Source organism: Salinicoccus halodurans, assembly GCF_900114445.1.
GTDB classification, from domain to species: Bacteria; Bacillota; Bacilli; order Staphylococcales; family Salinicoccaceae; genus Salinicoccus; species Salinicoccus halodurans.
In genome coordinates this window covers 172,424-189,349 of record NZ_FOTB01000003.1, presented here as the reverse complement: position 1 = coordinate 189,349, position 16,926 = coordinate 172,424, and the positions used below count along the sequence as shown (strand labels likewise).

The 16,926-nt window shown below is 43.4% G+C and carries 18 protein-coding genes; 10 read left to right on the top strand and 8 right to left on the bottom strand.

The features are described from left to right. Window positions 1-2 precede the first annotated feature (2 nt). The 3 genes from BM271_RS07500 to BM271_RS07490 form a co-directional block, all read right to left on the bottom strand. Window positions 3-671: a response regulator transcription factor gene (locus BM271_RS07500; protein ID WP_046789076.1), complete on the bottom strand. Its 669-nt coding sequence runs from the start codon at window positions 669-671 to the stop codon at window positions 3-5. Between the two features lie 302 nt (window positions 672-973). Beyond that, window positions 974-1,696, bottom strand: coding sequence for a PepSY domain-containing protein (locus tag BM271_RS07495; RefSeq protein ID WP_052749797.1), 723 nt, complete (start codon window positions 1,694-1,696; stop codon window positions 974-976). 134 nt (window positions 1,697-1,830) lie between these two features. After that, a complete protein-coding gene (locus BM271_RS07490; protein ID WP_046789075.1) occupies window positions 1,831-2,406 on the bottom strand; it encodes a thymidine kinase in 576 nt (191 codons plus the stop codon). A 232-nt stretch (window positions 2,407-2,638) separates the two neighbouring features. Between BM271_RS07490 and BM271_RS07485 the strand changes: the two genes are divergently transcribed. From BM271_RS07485 to BM271_RS07450, 8 genes are all read left to right on the top strand, one after another. Next, on the top strand, window positions 2,639-3,643 hold the full coding sequence (locus BM271_RS07485) for an MsnO8 family LLM class oxidoreductase (RefSeq protein WP_046789074.1): 1,005 nt from the start codon (window positions 2,639-2,641) through the stop codon (window positions 3,641-3,643). A gap of 110 nt (window positions 3,644-3,753) precedes the next feature. Further along, entirely contained in the window at window positions 3,754-5,001 is a 1,248-nt protein-coding gene (locus tag BM271_RS07480) for an amidohydrolase family protein (RefSeq protein WP_046789073.1), read from the top strand. A gap of 169 nt (window positions 5,002-5,170) precedes the next feature. Continuing rightward, entirely contained in the window at window positions 5,171-5,692 is a 522-nt protein-coding gene (gene isaB / locus BM271_RS07475) for an immunodominant staphylococcal antigen IsaB family protein (RefSeq protein ID WP_046789072.1), read from the top strand. Window positions 5,693-6,020: 328 nt separating this feature from the next. After that, window positions 6,021-7,448: an aldehyde dehydrogenase family protein gene (locus BM271_RS07470; RefSeq protein ID WP_046789071.1), complete on the top strand. Its 1,428-nt coding sequence runs from the start codon at window positions 6,021-6,023 to the stop codon at window positions 7,446-7,448. A gap of 85 nt (window positions 7,449-7,533) precedes the next feature. Continuing rightward, window positions 7,534-8,496 (top strand): dihydroxyacetone kinase subunit DhaK, encoded by a 963-nt coding sequence (gene dhaK, locus BM271_RS07465; RefSeq protein ID WP_046789070.1) that lies wholly within the window; start codon window positions 7,534-7,536, stop codon window positions 8,494-8,496. Between the two features lie 15 nt (window positions 8,497-8,511). After that, window positions 8,512-9,096 (top strand): dihydroxyacetone kinase subunit DhaL, encoded by a 585-nt coding sequence (gene dhaL, locus BM271_RS07460; RefSeq protein WP_046789069.1) that lies wholly within the window; start codon window positions 8,512-8,514, stop codon window positions 9,094-9,096. Next, complete coding sequence (gene dhaM, locus BM271_RS07455; RefSeq protein ID WP_046789068.1) at window positions 9,089-9,451, top strand: dihydroxyacetone kinase phosphoryl donor subunit DhaM; 363 nt, start codon at window positions 9,089-9,091, stop codon at window positions 9,449-9,451. Before dhaL ends, dhaM begins: the two co-directional genes overlap by 8 nt. Before the next feature lie 174 nt (window positions 9,452-9,625). Beyond that, entirely contained in the window at window positions 9,626-10,015 is a 390-nt protein-coding gene (locus BM271_RS07450) for a hypothetical protein (protein ID WP_046789067.1), read from the top strand. Between the two features lie 53 nt (window positions 10,016-10,068). Here BM271_RS07450 and qoxD read toward each other — a convergent pair whose 3' ends face one another. The 4 genes from qoxD to qoxA are packed head-to-tail and all read right to left on the bottom strand — an operon-like array spanning window position 10,069 to window position 13,965. Next, a complete protein-coding gene (gene qoxD / locus BM271_RS07445; protein ID WP_046789066.1) occupies window positions 10,069-10,446 on the bottom strand; it encodes a cytochrome aa3 quinol oxidase subunit IV in 378 nt (125 codons plus the stop codon). Then, window positions 10,447-11,052, bottom strand: a complete 606-nt coding sequence (qoxC, locus tag BM271_RS07440; protein ID WP_046791377.1) for a cytochrome aa3 quinol oxidase subunit III — start codon at window positions 11,050-11,052, stop codon at window positions 10,447-10,449. Next, window positions 11,045-12,994 (bottom strand): cytochrome aa3 quinol oxidase subunit I, encoded by a 1,950-nt coding sequence (gene qoxB, locus BM271_RS07435; protein WP_046789065.1) that lies wholly within the window; start codon window positions 12,992-12,994, stop codon window positions 11,045-11,047. Before qoxB ends, qoxC begins: the two co-directional genes overlap by 8 nt. 20 nt (window positions 12,995-13,014) lie before the next feature. Continuing rightward, complete coding sequence (qoxA, locus tag BM271_RS07430; protein ID WP_046789064.1) at window positions 13,015-13,965, bottom strand: cytochrome aa3 quinol oxidase subunit II; 951 nt, start codon at window positions 13,963-13,965, stop codon at window positions 13,015-13,017. 439 nt (window positions 13,966-14,404) lie between these two features. Between qoxA and BM271_RS07425 the strand changes: the two genes are divergently transcribed. Beyond that, window positions 14,405-14,755: a DoxX family protein gene (locus BM271_RS07425; RefSeq protein ID WP_046789063.1), complete on the top strand. Its 351-nt coding sequence runs from the start codon at window positions 14,405-14,407 to the stop codon at window positions 14,753-14,755. 50 nt (window positions 14,756-14,805) lie between these two features. On the opposite strand, the gene BM271_RS07420 is transcribed toward BM271_RS07425, so the two are convergent. Next, window positions 14,806-15,345 (bottom strand): recombinase family protein, encoded by a 540-nt coding sequence (locus BM271_RS07420; protein ID WP_046789062.1) that lies wholly within the window; start codon window positions 15,343-15,345, stop codon window positions 14,806-14,808. 113 nt (window positions 15,346-15,458) lie between these two features. On the opposite strand from BM271_RS07420, the gene BM271_RS07415 reads away from it, so the two are divergent. After that, window positions 15,459-16,910: a SulP family inorganic anion transporter gene (locus tag BM271_RS07415; RefSeq protein ID WP_046789061.1), complete on the top strand. Its 1,452-nt coding sequence runs from the start codon at window positions 15,459-15,461 to the stop codon at window positions 16,908-16,910. Window positions 16,911-16,926: the final 16 nt, after the last annotated feature.

Here is a 16,926-nt window from a genome sequence, read left to right as displayed (position 1 = left end):
CTTCAGCCCTTTACTATATAACCAATACCTCTGACACTTGAGATAATGGATGGTTTATCACGGTCAAGCTTCTTACGGATATACCTCACATAAACATCGACGGTATTCGTATCCCCGTAGTAATCAAATCCCCATACCGCTTCTATGATCTGTTCACGTGACAGGGCCTGATTCTTATTCTCAATCAGGAAATACAGAAGGTCATACTCTTTTTGGGTCAGATAGACAAGTTCATCGCCGATGTATACTTCACGTGCCATGGGTACTATCTTCAGATGACGGTACTCCAGATTTTCCGGTTTTGCTGCTGTCTTCTGCTTCAGCTGAGTGCGGATTCTGGCAAGCAGCTCCTCGATCTCGAAAGGTTTCGTCATATAATCATTGGCTCCGGAATCAAGCCCGCTGACTTTGTCCATTACAGCATCCCTTGCAGTAAGCATTATTATTCTAGTGTCCTCATCTTTCTGTCTCACCCTGCGCAGCACTTCCAACCCATTCAGCTCAGGAATCATGACATCCAGCAGTATCAGATCAAATGAAGCAACTTCGTAACGTTCCAGAGCTTCTTTGCCGGTATAGGCAATTTCCACTTCGTATTCTTCGAATTCCAATTCCAATTGAATGACACGTGCAATCTTTTCATCATCTTCGACGATCAATATCCTACTCATTTATAAAACTCCTTACACGAATTGATGTTCACTGAATATTATTACACCAATTATAGCACGCATCACGAAAGCTTTTTCGTTAGAAAATTATTAAAATACGATTAAAAAATCCGGAACATGGTCCGGACTCAGAACTTAAAGTGAATATCAGTTGTCAATGTCAATTTGTATCTGTTCCCGCATCTATTTCCATTTCAAACTCTACACAATCCACGTCAATCGCTACTTCACACTCAGCTCAAGATGCCATTCTATAATCTTTGCACCTGTTCCATTGTGAAGAGTGCTGTCGGGTACAGAGTTTACTCGTCGTCTTCGTCATCATCGTCGTCACGGTCTTCTTCAGCGTCATCTCTGTCATCATCGTCACGTTCCCCTGAATCATCTTTGTCGTCTTCGCGGGCTTCGTCACTGTCATCGTCATCTTCTCTGTCGAAATCTTCTTCAATAATCTTCAGATCTTCAGCGTTGATGTCCACTTCATATTCTTCTTTGCCGTTCTGCATTTCAATTTCGTAATAGTGTATGCCCCCGTCTTCATCGAGTTCGACGGATTCCACCTCACCATCGAATCTTTCTTTGGCGGTATTTACTGCTTCTTCTGCGCTTTTCAGATTTCCATTCTTCTTAGACCCAGATTCGAACTCATCATCCGCTTCATCGTCCAGGTCATCTTCATCATCCAGATCTTCTTCGATTATTGCCAGAGTTTCAGCGTTGATGTCCACCTCATATTCCTGCTTGCCATTATTCATCTCAACTTCGTAATAATATACACCGTCGTCTTCATCAAGCTCGACATCTGTGACTTTGCCGTCAAAATTTTTCTTCGCTTCATCTACTGCCTTTTGGGCATTCTGTTCTACTTTCTCCATGTCTGCTTCTTCAGTCGTCTGTACTTTTGCCGTACCTTCGTTGCCATCTGCTTCCCAGTCCATATTCGTATCCGCACTGACATTTGAGCACGCTCCCATGAGTAGTACTGATGCAATTCCACCGGCTAATAAATATTTTCTGTTAATCATTCTGTAACGCCTCCTGTTTTATTTGTTAACTTCATTATAGGAAGCAGCTCCTAAAGTACGATTAATGAAAAATTAAAAAACGATTAAAGAATGAAAGTTTTTCTTTAACCGTCCTGCAGTTCATGGTTATTCTGTTATTTTACAAGCTCGAGACGTGCCTTGTAACACTTTCTGCAAACAGGCACATACTCTTCATCTCCCATTTGGATAGTCTCACCCACGTTTACCGGCACACCGTCCAGCATCCGCATATTTAATGTCGCTTTCTTATTACAGAACTGGCATATTGTTTTCAGTTCATCAATCGCATCTGAAAGCTCCAACAAGACTTTGCTGCCTTCAAAAAGTTCCCCTTTGAAGTTGGTCTTCAGACCAAAGCAGATGACAGGAATATCCAGATAATCTGCTATATCACTTAAATTATGTATATCTTTTCTGGAAAGAAACTGGGCTTCGTCCACAACGACGGCGTGAACCTTGGCTTCTTCATGGATGCGTTTCACTTCATCATAGATATTTTCATGGATATATTCACATAACAATTCAAGTCCGACCCTGGATTTGATCTTTTTGAACCCGCTTCTTGTATCAATCGGAGTGGAATATGCCAGGCACTGCTTGCCCTGGGTCGTATATTGGTGATGGGTCGTAATGATCTGATTGCTTTTATTGCTCTGCATCGTGCCGTATCTATAGTAGAGCTTTGCCATAAAATGCACCGTCTTCCTTTATAAGTTGCTTCATCAATTTTCCTTTGTTTAAATACCGGAAGGTTACTCCCGGAAATCATGATATCACATTTAAGGGAGTCATACGCTTCGATATTTTAAACCTTTCTTGAACTAATCCCTAGTTTTTAGGTCGGAATGATTGACCTGCAATTGCTGCAGTTATACAATCACTTACATATATCCGTAAAATATTTTACATAGGAGTGGTCATATGGAATTCGGAATTCTGAACCAGAGTCCGATTTTGGAAGGGCAGGCTGTCGCTCTTTCCATAAAAGATACGATAGAACTCGCAAAAAAAGCGGATGAATCCGGCTACAGGCGCTATTATGTTTCAGAGCATCATAATGAGCCTTTGGCGGGCACAGCACCCGAAATCATGATTTCACACCTGCTGGCCCATACTAAACATATTAATATCGGGTCCGGCGGTGTAATGCTGCAGCACTATAATCCTTTTAAAGTGGCAGAGCAGTTCCAGCTCATGAGCCATCTCGCTCCCGGAAGGGTCGACCTTGGAATCGGCAAGGCGCCCGGAGGGCTCCACTTATCAACGACTGCACTCCGATCCGGACTTAAGGAAGAGCAGCCGTCATTTGCAGATAAATTCAAAGCCCTGACTCATTTTGTAAACCAGACCCATACAGGAGAATTCCAGGGTTTAAAAACATCGCCGGATACTTCCAATCCGCCGGAAATCTTTCTTCTCGGATCCAGCCCCGATTCCGCCGCTTTTTCCGCCCGTGAAAATGTCAATTTCATATATGCGCATTTCATCAGCAATGATGGACAGAAACTGAAAGACAGCATCGGTGCATACAGGAAAGCTAATAAAGCAGGAAAGTTCATCGTCGCTCTGTCTGTCATTGTCACAGATGACAAAGAGATAGAAGCACAATTAAAAGAAGAGAATGTCGTGTATGAACTACATCATGAAAGTGGCAAAATCCTCAGGGTCAACGGTAAAGAGCGGGCTGAAAGCACTGTTGCTGCGTCAGACGAGCCCGTGAAAGCAAAGAGAGTTGAGGCAGACATCATTATCGGCACACAAGAAGAGGTTTTGAAAAAACTGGAGTGGTATATCCAGAACAGCGGGATAGATGAGCTGATGTTCCATCTGCCCACTAAAAATAAAAGCCTGAGGCATCAGACAATCGAAGCACTCGCTCCCGTACAGACCATCCACAAAAATCCGGAGATAAATATGGCAAAATGAATATTACCCGGGAAATCCGGTGTTCCGTGAAGACATCTCCCATCCTCAAACCTTGATTTGGCGGATGGGTTTTCTTAATATTAGAGTGTATGAATCAAGGAGGAGAAAATATGAAGAAATTTATCAACGCCCGTATTTATGGTCAGGACGAAGCAGACGAAATGCTGGTGGAAGACGGGAATTTCAAAGCAGTCGGAAAAAATCTGGGTGATGCCGATGAAGTCATCGACCTGGAAAACCAGTTGGTACTGTCTCCTTACGTGGACCCTCATCTGCACCTGGATTATATTTTCTCCGGACTCGGAGAAGGGAACGCGAACATTTCCGGAACTTTATTCGAAGGGATACAGAGATGGAGCGACAACAAGAAAACCCTGACCAAAGAAATGGTGAGGGAACGCGCCATGGAAGGCATACGTAAAGAAGTCAGTCACGGTGTACAGTACATCCGTTCCCATGTAGACATCACAGACCCTGAATTGACCGGTATGAAAGCGCTGCTTGAGGTGCGGGAAGAATTGAAAGAGGTTGTCACGCTGCAGCTTGTCGCATTCCCCCAGGAAGGGTTCTTCCGCTTCGAAGGGGCTGAAGAACTGCTTGAAAAAGCGTTGGACATGGGCGCAGACGTTGCAGGCGGCATCCCGCATTTTGAAATTTCCTATGAACACGGAGCCGAGTCACTGAAGCGGATTGTGGATCTTGCAGTCAAATATGATGTGATGATTGATATTCACTGTGACGAAAATGATGATCCAAACAGCCGCTTCCTGGAAGTCCTGAATGCACTTGTGATGGAAAAGGACTACGGACAGAAGACGACAGCCAGCCATACGTGCAGCTTTGGATCAGCAGATAACAGCTATGCAGCAAAAATGATGGGGCTGTTCAAGGAATCAAATATCAATTTCATATCATGTCCGACAGAGAATGCCCATCTGCAGGGCAGGACGGACAGCTATCCAAAACGCCGCGGACTGACAAGAGTGAAGGAACTGCTTGAAAACGGCAATACAGTGGCATTTGCCCAGGACTCCATCGCTGATTACTGGTACCCGCTCGGTAACGGCAATATGATGAACATCCTGGATAATGGTATCCATCTCGCACACTACACACATATTGACGAAATCAACAAGGCATTCGATCTCGTCACCATCAATGGGGCAAAAGTCATGCAGGTCGAAGAGCAGTACGGAATCGAATCAGACAAGCCCGCCAACTTCATCGTACTGGATGCCAATGACGCCTACGGGGCAATACGGGAACGTGCCGATGTACTGGCATCAGTAAGAAATGGGGAATACCTGTTCAAACGAGCACCGAAAACAAATGAAATCGCACATGATTTTCTGAAATAATCTTCATCTCAAAGGAGCAACACGCTCCTTTTTTACTTTAATAAATATAATTTCTTAAATAATTTATAATATTTATCAATTTATTTTATTTATTTTATGTTGTAAAATTCCATTAGCAATAGAATAGCCCACCAGTAATAAAGACATCCGTTCCAGGGAGGTGAGTATGATGAGTAAGGCAGTCAAAGCGTTGTTTGCAGTTTGCGTTGCATTCCTGGCATTCGCAGGCACCGCCGGTATTACCGAAGCATCAGAAGATACATCTCAACAGTCAGACGGGGCATATTACCACTATAACGGCTATACAGGCTATGGCGACGACGGCAGGTTTATTCTTGACGAAACGTTCATCAACGCAATTGCCAGTAACAACTTCAAACTGAACGGCTATCAGATTGATATGACAGAAGAGGCATTTTTAGATCACAATGATGAAGCGACAGTAACTGCTGTGTATGACCAGCACATCCATGCAGTCGGTGAAGGCGCAGTCTTTGCAGACATGCCGATTAACCCGGGTGCAGTAACAGAGGCTGAAGTATTTGACGTATACGGGAATCCGTCCCATTCAAATTACGGTGAACAGGGCGACAACGCACACTATTATCAGCTGAAAGGCATGCAGATCACGTTCAATGTCAATGACGGTTATGTAACCTCCGTTTCAGTCGGCGGTACACACGTCGAATAACAAAAATAGAATGCAATTTTCACAGTTACAATGAACCGCATCTCATTTGAGGTGCGGTTTTATTGTTCTTTTTGTCCTGCGTACCCTTAACCGGGAAACAGATGACATTGTAAATTCAAGTTGAGCTCCTGGTTTTCTCGGGGTTCACTACCTTCGGGTTATCCGGTTCATCCAGCCTTAATTTTGCAGATGGATTTCAACAGTCAGAACTTCACTTTTCAGACTGTATCAGGAATGTTTCAAATGTAACAATTTTTATCCTTAAATGTGATTAGAGGAAGCCATTTAAGGATACAGTACAATATTATGAAATAAAGGAGACTAATTGATGAAAGATCATATTAAGCAATATATAAATGGTGAATGGGTTGACAGTGCAAGCGGCGAGACGATTGATGTCATAAATCCTTCTACCGGTGAAGCTTTTGGCAGAATTGCCAAAGGGAATGCCGAAGATGTGGATAAAGCCGTGGAAGCTGCCCATAACGTTTATATAGAGTTTCGTAATACACCTGCAGAAGAACGCCGCGCAATGCTTGACAGGATTGTCACTGAATACGAAAATCGTAAGAATGATCTGATTGAAGCAATTACCGACGAACTCGGTTCTCCAATAGATAAATCTGAAAAAGTGCATTACCAGATGGGATTGAATCATTTTGCTGCTGCGCGTGATGCTCTGGATTCTTTCCAGTTCGAAGAACAGCGCGGTGAAAACCTGGTGGTCAAAGAAGCCATCGGCGTTGCGGGGCTGATCACGCCCTGGAATTTTCCTACCAACCAGACGTCCCTCAAACTTGCAGCTGCATTTGCCGCAGGGAGTCCGGTAGTACTGAAACCTTCTGAAGAGACACCGTTCGCCGCAGTGATTCTGGCTGAAATCTTCGATAAGGCCGATGTGCCAAAAGGTGTTTTCAACCTGGTTAACGGTGACGGTGAAGGCGTAGGGAACCCGCTCAGTGAACATCCTAAAGTACGCATGATGTCATTTACCGGATCCGGCAGAACCGGCTCCAAAATCATGGAGAAAGCAAGTGTGGATTTCAAAAAGGTCTCCCTTGAACTCGGTGGTAAATCCCCTCTGATCATCCTGGATGATGCGGATGTGGATAAAGCAGCCTTTACAGCTGTTCAGAAAGTAGTGAACAATACCGGACAGGTTTGTACTGCAGGCACACGCACGCTGATTCCTGAATCCATGAAGGATGAATTCCTTGAGAAAGTAAAAGAAAAAATGAATCAGGTCAAAGTGGGGAATCCAAGAGAAGATGGTGTCGAAATGGGTCCTCTCATCAGCAAAAAACAATATGATACAGTCCAATCCTATATCAATAAAGGCGTAGAAGAGGGTGCAACACTTTATCACGGCGGACCGGATCAGCCCGAAGGCCAGGACAAAGGCTTCTATGTCAAACCGACTGTGTTCAGTGATGTTGATAATAAGATGACGATTGCACAGGAAGAAATTTTCGGACCGGTGATGTCCGTAATCACCTACAAAAATCTGGATGACGCGATTGAACTTGCGAATGATACGAAATACGGTCTTGCAGGCTATGTCTATGGTGAAGATATGGAAACCTTACAGAAAGTAGCCCGTTCCATTGAAGCCGGTACTGTCGAAATCAATAACGCAAAAGGGGCTGCCAATCTGCCATTCGGAGGTTATAAACAATCAGGCATCGGACGCGAATGGGGAGATTTCGGTATCGAAGAATTCCTGGAAGTGAAATCCATCAAAGGTTATTTTAAATAATTATCCCTGGAGTAATAACGCCCCCAATCTTGTCACGCAGGATTGGGGATTCATTTATCAATAATCAAACAAGGAGGAGAAGGCTTTGAAAAAGCTCATTAATGAAAAAGAAAATTTCCTGGGAGATATGCTGGACGGACTTAAGTTTCACGATAAACAAGTCGATGTAATCGAGGATACTGTTGTAGTCAGAAAGAAGAAAAAAACGAAGGGAGCAGCGATTGTTTCCGGCGGCGGAAGCGGGCATGAACCGGCTCATGCCGGCTATGTCGCCCAAGGCATGCTTGATGCTGCGGTCTGCGGTGAAGTGTTCACATCTCCGACACCGGATAAAGTGCTCGCAGCAATCAAACATGTGGATAACGGCGATGGTGTACTTCTGGTCATTAAAAACTACGCCGGAGATGTGATGAATTTCGAAATGGCTCAGGAGATGGCGGAAACTGAAGGTCATAAAGTTGCCACCGTCATTGTCAGGGATGATGTGACCATAGAGAATAAAGAGCAGCGCCGCGGTGTGGCCGGTACAGTGCTCGTGCATAAGTATGCCGGTTACCTCGCTGAAGAAAATACGTCTCTCGACCAGATTAAAGAAAAAGTTGATGAGATGATGTATTCCCTTTATTCCATAGGTATGGCAGTGCAGCCGTGCATGGTACCGACGACCGGGGATTATGGTTTTGACCTGGGGGACGATGAAATGGAAATCGGCATCGGCATCCACGGGGAGAAAGGCATTTACCGAGAAAAGATCACTACTGTCGATGTCATAGCAGACCGTCTGCTGGATGAATTATTCAAGCACTCAGAAAGCGACAATTTCATACTCATGATCAATGGCATGGGCGGAACACCTGACAGCGAACTTAATATAGTCACAAAATATGTGATGGCATCACTTGAGAAGAGGAATAAGAAAGTATCCAAACTGCTTGTCGGAGACTATATGACAGCACTTGATATGCAGGGCTTTTCGCTGACAGTCGTCGATGATAATGACGAATTAACCACTGCATTGAATGCACCAACGGAATCAAAATACTTTTAAGGAAGAAGGATATATATGAATGCAGATAAACTCCTGACACAACTTCACGGATTAAAAACGGTATTCGATGATAAGGAAAGTGAACTTACGGCACTCGATCGTGAAATCGGGGACGGGGACCACGGCGTGAATATGAAACGCGGATTCAATGCAGTGGATGATAAGGTGGCTGGAGGCAGCACAAAAGAAGTGCTGAAGCAGACCGGTATGACGTTGATGAGCTCCATAGGCGGAGCCAGCGGACCGTTATACGGATTCAGTTTCGTCAAGATGAGTGATGCCGCCAATGATGAGATCGATGCCGATAACCTGGCTGAAATGCTGGAGATATTTTCAAAAACTGTGGCTGACAAAGGAAAAGTCGAAGGCGGAGAAAAAACCATGTATGATGTGATTTCAAAATCAGCCGATGTTTTACGTGAAACAGGCGGTTTGAAGATGGAGGATCTCCAGCAGCTCGCGGAAGATACAAAGGATATGATCGCTACTAAAGGACGTGCTGCCTACTTCAAAGAGAAGTCGAAGGGGACAATCGATCCCGGTGCCCAAAGCGCAGTTTATATTATTCATGCACTCGGGGAAGGTGTTAATAATGGCTGATATCCTTATCATTAGTCACAGCAGCCAGATTGCCGAAGGAACAAAAGCACTTGTGGAACAGATGGCAAAAGATGTCACCATACATGCCTCAGGAGGAGTGGATGGCGGCATCGGCACCAACATCGATCAGATCAGCGAAATGCTTGATTCGATTGAAGATGACACCCTCTGCTTCTATGACATCGGTTCCAGCCTGATGAACCTGGAAATGGCTGTGGAAATGTATGAAGGCCCACATGCCGTTCATATTTCCAATGCTCCGATTGTAGAAGGAAGCTTTCTTGCAGGTGTTGAAAGCAGCGTTGGGAGCACCGTGGAAGATATTCTCAAAAAGTTGAATGAGATGAAAAAATAACAGGAATCCCTGCTCCACCTTGATATGACCCCTGTCAAATAGACAGGAGGCAGTTCACCTTATATTGGAGCAGGGATTTAATAATGCGATTTAAGAATTATTTAATATCCGGTTCATAATTTAATAATCTCCATCCATTATTGTAAGGATAGTTAAAAACAGGAGGAATTAATTATGCCGGACAACACAAAACTTTTAAACTGGAGACTGATCACCGTACTCGCATTGATTGCTCTGATCAGACCGCTGATAAGTATTACAGGAATATCCGGGATGCTCGGAAAACCAGTCGCAAGCATTACAGCAACACTCGCCATCTCAATCATCTGGATTGCAGCAGTAACCATAAAAAAAGAATCACAGCCTGTAACCACTCTCATTATCACAGGTATAGCATACGCAGTATTTGCAATTATCTTAAGTGGAATATTGTCCCCAATCTTCATAGGGACGCTTCAAGGACCTTTGACGAATCCATTCGCGATCATCAGCATGTTTATGACCAATATTATCTGGGGTTTCATTACCGGTAGCATCGCCGCCTTATTATTAAAAATAAGATAAAAAGACGCAATCCATGAATTGGATTGCGTCTTTGATATTTCCCAGGCAATATACTAATGTCCTTCGTGATCTTCTTGTGATTCTTCGTGACTTTCCGAACCGCCGCCTTCGTGATGATCTCCGCCACCATGGTCGTGGGTAAAACCGAATGACATGACAAACAGAGAACCGGCAACGATGATTGCTGCAATGACAAAGGCGTGGAACATCATATTCCAAGGTGCATTTGTCGCACCACTTTCTGTAATATGCATGAACATGAACAGCTGTATCGCTGCCTGTATGACTGCTAAAGCCATAATGGTGATGATAATCCACATCGTCGGCAGTCCTGACGACAGGGCTGTCCAGGCAGCAATGATTGTTAACGTAATGGACAGGGCAAAACCAACAATATGATTGATTGGATATTTACTGTGTTTTTTCTCCATTTAGACCACCATCCCAATCATATACACACTCGTAAAGATGAAAATCCAAATTACATCGAGGAAGTGCCAATACAGGCCGACAATGAATACCTTCCTTGTTGTTACTGCAGTCAGCCCGCGTTGTTTAAGCTGGATCAGTATCGCAATCATCCAGCCGATACCGAGTGTAACATGGACACCGTGCGTTCCGGTCAAAACGAAGAATCCTGACCAGAATGCACTGGAACCAAGTGCAGCACCTTCACTTACATAATGTACAAATTCGTAAATTTCAAAGCCTAGAAATGAAAGGCCCAGGACTAATGTAAGAGCCAGCCAAACCATTAAACCTTTCAACGATCCTTCCCTCATGTTATGGATAGCGAGTCCACAGGTAAAACTGCTGGTCAAAAGGATGAATGTCATAATCAGCACTGTACCCGCCTCAAACAATTCTGCAGGAGCAGGTGAATCCGCTGTACGGCCGAATAGCACGGCATAAGTTGCAAACAAAGTAGAAAACAATGCAATTTCTGCTGCAAGGAAAATCCAGAATCCGACGATGTTCATCTGTCCTTGATGTGTACTGTACTCCAAAGGAAGTGCGTCTGTTTTATTCTCACTCATCATCCGTCATCCTCCTTGCCTTGCGCTCTGTTTCTATGATTTCATCCACTTCCACATGATACCCTTCATCATAATCAAATGAACGGATGAACATCATCACAATTGCACCAATCAGTCCAATGACAGCCAGCGTAATCCATTCAAAGACCAATGCAAAACTTGCAAAGAACAAAATGGCCATCATGATAAACGGCTGCCCGGTATAGCTTGGCATATGGATTGGTTTCAACTTGCTTCTATCGAAAGTGGTCTCTCCTTTTTCTTTCATATCGATCAGTGCATCGTGACTATCGACCTCTGGTACTGTAGCAAAGTTGTACTTCGGAATTGGAGTAGGCGTTGCCCATTCCAATGTCCTGCCGTAACCCCAGGAGTCCCCTTCTATATCCCTTGGACTGAAGCGGAAACTGTAGATGATACCATGTACAAATATGATAAATCCGAGTCCCATCACGAAAGCTCCGATTGTGGACAGGAAGTTCAGAGTGAACCATTCCGGTCCGACGGTGAATATCCTTCTGGCCATGCCATCCAGTCCCAGGAAATACTGAGGGAAGAAGCAGAGATGGAAACCAATCAGGAATAACCAGAACGCCCATTTTCCGATACGTTCATTAAGCTTATGTCCAAACATTTTTGGATACCAGAAGATGAGTCCTGCAAAGCAGGCAAACACTGTTCCCGGTATAAGTACATAGTGGAAGTGGGACACAAGGAAATATGAATTGTGATACTGGTAGTCTGCTGCGGCCATGCCCAGCATAACACCCGTGACCCCGCCAATCGTGAAACTCGGAATAAATGCCAAGGTCCAGAGCATCGGCGTTGTAAATATGATTTTAGACTTATAGAGCGTTGCCAGCCAGTTGAATATCTTCACCCCGGTAGGGATGGCTATCATCATGGTAGTTATGGAGAATACCGAGTTGACGAATGCTCCGGCACCCATGGTGAAGAAATGGTGCACCCAGACTACGAAGCTCAGACCTGCGATGATTACAATAGCACCTACCATCGTCTTATATCCGAACAGTTGTTTTTGGGCAAAAGTCGCGATGATTTCAGAAAATATCCCAAATGCCGGCAATATGACGATATAAACTTCAGGGTGTCCCCACATCCAGAATAGGTTCGCCCACATCATCGGCAGACCTTCACCGGTTAAGGTGAAGAAATGAGAACCGAATATCCTGTCAATCGTCATCAAAGCCAATGCAACTGTCAAAATTGGAAATGCGAAAATGATGATGAATGTCGTGATGAGTGTAGACCAAGTGAAAATCGGCATTTTCATCAAGGTCATGCCCGGTGCTCTCATTCTAAGTATTGTCACCATCAGGTTGATACCCGTTGCCAGTGTTCCGATACCCGCCAGCTGCAGGCCGAGCAGGTAGAAGTTGATCCCCGGACCGGGACTCAGTTCCGAGCCTGCGAGCGGCGCATAGTTCGTCCATCCTGCATCCGGGGCGCCACCGATTACGAATGACAGGTTGAACAGCATTGCACCAAAGAAGAACGACCAGAAACTGACTGCGTTCAAATAAGGGAATGCAAAGTCTCTTGCACCGATCTGCAGCGGTACTATGATGTTCATCAGTCCTATCAGGAACGGCATCGCCATGAAAATGATCATGATCGTACCGTGAGTTGTGAACACTTCATTATAATGTTGTGAATTCAGGAAATTCATATCCGGAAAAGCGAGTTGTGTACGCATCATCAGCGCATCTACACCGCCCCGGAATAACATTGCGAGTGCTGAAAGGATATACATGATACCAATTTTCTTATGATCGACCGTGGTCAGCCAATCCTGCCAGAGCCATTTCCATCTTTTAAAATAAGTTAACAGAAAGATTACTGTTGCTGACACAAGCGCAATAGAAACCATACCTGCATAAATCAGCGGCTCTCCGGTAACAAAAAATTCATCTAATTGCATCACTGTTTACCTTCTTTCCGTTATTGTTGAATCTCATCGGGAGCCCACCCAGGTTTATTTTCCAAATGAAGATTTTCTTCATATTTATTACCATGGCGTTCTACAGAATAATCTCTGCCTTCATTTGAACCATGATCTACCCATTCAAGATGGGTGGAAGAGAATGACATCGTTCCATCCAATAGGCCGGGAGCGAGTATTTCATCATACTTATCCTGAGTCAATTCAGGTGCTTCCTCACTGACAGAAGCCGCCCAGTCATTGAATTCATTTTCAGGCTGAGCTGTCACATTGAATGTCTGGCCCGTGAACCCCTCACCGGTAAAGTTGGCATTCCTGCCTTTATAGACTCCCTCTTCATCCGCCTGAAGGTATAAAGTGTTTTCCATACCTGCCATGTTGTACTTCTGACCACCCAGACGGGGCACCCAGAATGCTGCCATGGAGTCAGCGGATGACAGACGGAATTCAATCGCTCTGTCCGTAGGAATATGAAGATAATTCACAGTTTCAATATCTTGCTCAGGGTAAGTAAATATCCATTTCCAGTCCGCGGCAGTCGCATAGACCACAAGCGGTTCCTTTTCCTGACTGGATTCCGGCGGTTTTTCAAGATCAAACAGCGTATTCACTGTCGGAATGGATAATGCAATGACAATCAGTACAGGGATTGTAAACCAGACGATCTCAATTTTCGTGTTGCCATGCTGTTCAGGTTTGTAATCTTCCGGTTTCCGGTTTGGGTTGTTTGCCCTGTATTTGAAAACCACAATCGCAAAAATTGTATAGACCACCACAATAATTCCCAACATAAAAATGACAGCATATAATATTAGATTTTTCTGGCTCTCACCTACAGGACCTACAGGGTCCAGTACAGCCATTTTGTCGCATCCTGTCATAAAAATTGCTAAAAGAATAGGGAGGAGAGTGAACCATTTTTTTTGCAATGAAACTTTGTTTCCTTTCATTCCAATCACTCCAAGTTAAGTAAAATACATACAAATACAATAAAAATCATAATTCATTTATTGTCCTACTGTAACAAAAATATCGGATATAAAAATTTAATAACATGAATGTTCATATAATCTTTACTTAATCGTAATAATTTGTGAAATAAATCGACAAATTTTTTCCTGAATATCCCTCTTATGTCTAATGTTAATTGAACCTGTTGAAAAATCCCGCCCTTTTGAAGCAAATAATGCTAAAGATAATTCATATGACCTCCTCCAAAAGAATACATACATGCTATTTCCCCTCATTGATGTTTTTAACACGCGATTTAGGGATATATTTTAAGTAATTATATTTTAATTATATTTTTAGGCCGATAACCGGCACATGGATACAAGGTCATTTATTGCTATAAAAAGAAATATTTGAATTATGAAAGGGGTAATATGAATGATTCATTATTTATTCAATACGTACATTGCTAAGAACATGTTTGACGGCGGTATGCAAAAAGTCCGCAATGAAGGAAATATGGGTCAAGATTTTGAGAATGAATTTAATGTCGATAAGGATCAGATGAAGATTGCCGGCTATTTGGAAACAATCGGTTCGGTACTCTTGTTCGTTTCATTCCTTGGCAAATCATTTACCAGGATGGGAACTATTATATTGAACATCGTTCTCGGTGTTGCAATCATCAAACACCTGAAAGCCGGACATGGATTTGAGGGCAGTAAAAATGCACTCAAACTCTTTGCTCTGAACACTGTCAGCTACCTCGGAACTTTCCGTAAAAAATAAATCTGCCTTATAATAATGAATAAGACACGCATCCACAAAGGATGCGTGTCTTATTTGTCCAGATGGCGATATAATGTTGCACGGCTGATATTTGTCGCTTCTCTAATCTCATCCAGTGTGTACCGCTTCGTCATATACATCTCGACTGCCTGTTTGATATTATCATCACTGCGTTTAGGGCGCCCCATTTGTTTTCCTTTAACTGTCGCTTCGGTCATTCCCTGCCTGGTCCTGTATTTTACAACATCGCTCTGGAAATCGGAAATATAGTTCAATATATCTATGAATGAAAATTTCGAAGACCCATCAATATCAAGGTCGATATTAAGCACCTGTATTATAATATGATTCTCATCAGCGCTACTGATGAGATCCAGCAGCTGTTTTGTGGAGTCTGCCAATATACACAGGTCAGTTACAATGATTGTATCCCCATCCGTTACTACTTCATTGAATAATCTTTCTAATTCTCTGCGTTTTTTATTATGTGCATGTGCTTCTATGAACACATCATCAACATTATCCATCTTTGATTTCTGCTCTTCAACATCATCATATAAATCTACAGGTCTTATATACCCATACCTCATTTGCCAACACTCCTATCATTAGAATTATAACATTCACATTCTCAAAAAGGGGTATACTTATGAAACTTTTCTGCTATAATAGCTATAGTTATTTTAAAAATAGGAGTGTCCAAATGATCGAAAAAATAAAAACTGAATGGTTGTCACAACCCGGTACGAACATTTTAGCCGGCATCGTCGTTGCTTTAGCTTTGATTCCGGAAGCTATCGCTTTCTCAATCATCGCAGGTGTAGATCCGATGGTGGGACTCTACGCCTCATTCATCATCGCTGTCGTCATATCCTTCACCGGCGGGCGGCCTGCAATGATCTCTGCGGCAACAGGAGCAGTTGCATTAGTTGTTACGCCGCTGATGAGTGAACATGGAGTCGAATATTTGCTTGCAGCCACGATACTCATGGGGATAATTCAAATCATCCTGGGCATTTTCAAAGTAGGCCGTCTGATGAAATTCATCCCGAACTCTGTCATGATTGGCTTTGTCAACGCCCTTGCCATTATGATATTCATGGCTCAGATTGAGCACATTTTCGGAATCTCCCTCGATACATATGTGTATCTGATCATCACATTAGTCATTGTCTATCTGTTCCCAAGATTTCTCAAAAAAATTCCTGCACCTTTAATCGCTCTCGTCGCTTTAACAGCTGCTTATCTTATGTTTGATTCGGACCTGAAAACAGTTGGCGATTTAGGGGAGATTGAACGTGCGTTACCGAGTTTCTTCATTCCGGACGTACCCTTTACACTTGAAACCTTAAAAATTATACTGCCTTTCTCTTTATCCATGGCTGTGGTGGGGCTCGTTGAAAGTCTGCTTACTGCAAGGATTGTAGATAATGCAACGGATTCATTCAGCAGTAAGAATAGAGAATCACGTGGACAGGGCATCGCAAACTTCATCACTGGTTTCTTTGGGGGCATGGGTGGATGTGCAATGATCGGACAATCAGTGATAAATGTACGGTCCGGCGCCACGACACGGCTTTCCACCTTTACAGCAGGTGTATTTTTGATGTTTCTCATCATAGTATTAGGTGACTGGGTGGTACAGATTCCTATGCCGATCCTGGCGGGGATCATGGTGATGGTATCTGTAGGCACTTTCGACTGGGGTTCATTCAAATATGTTACCAAAGCTCCGCGGACAGATGCATTTGTAATGTTGCTGACAATCCTTATCGTGCTGTTTACCAGTAATCTGGCGATTGGTGTCATCGTTGGCGTTGTATTCAGCGCTCTATTCTTTGCCACAAAGATTTCCAGAGTAGATGTGTATACTGAAGCTGATGAGAATTCCATCACTTATCACTTTCAAGGTCAGATTTTCTTCGCGTCCATCGATTCTATGATGAACCAGATTGATTTCAATACCCGCGGCCAGAATATTGTACTCGATTTCTCCGGAGCACATCTATGGGATGACTCTGCAGTGGATGCCATTGATACGATCGTTAAAAAGTTTGAGGAAAAAGCAAATAAGGTATATGTTAAACAATTGAACGCTGACAGCAGAAAAATCGTTAAAGAACTGAGCCAGTTGAACGAACAGCATCTCATGTAATAATAAGGTGGGGATT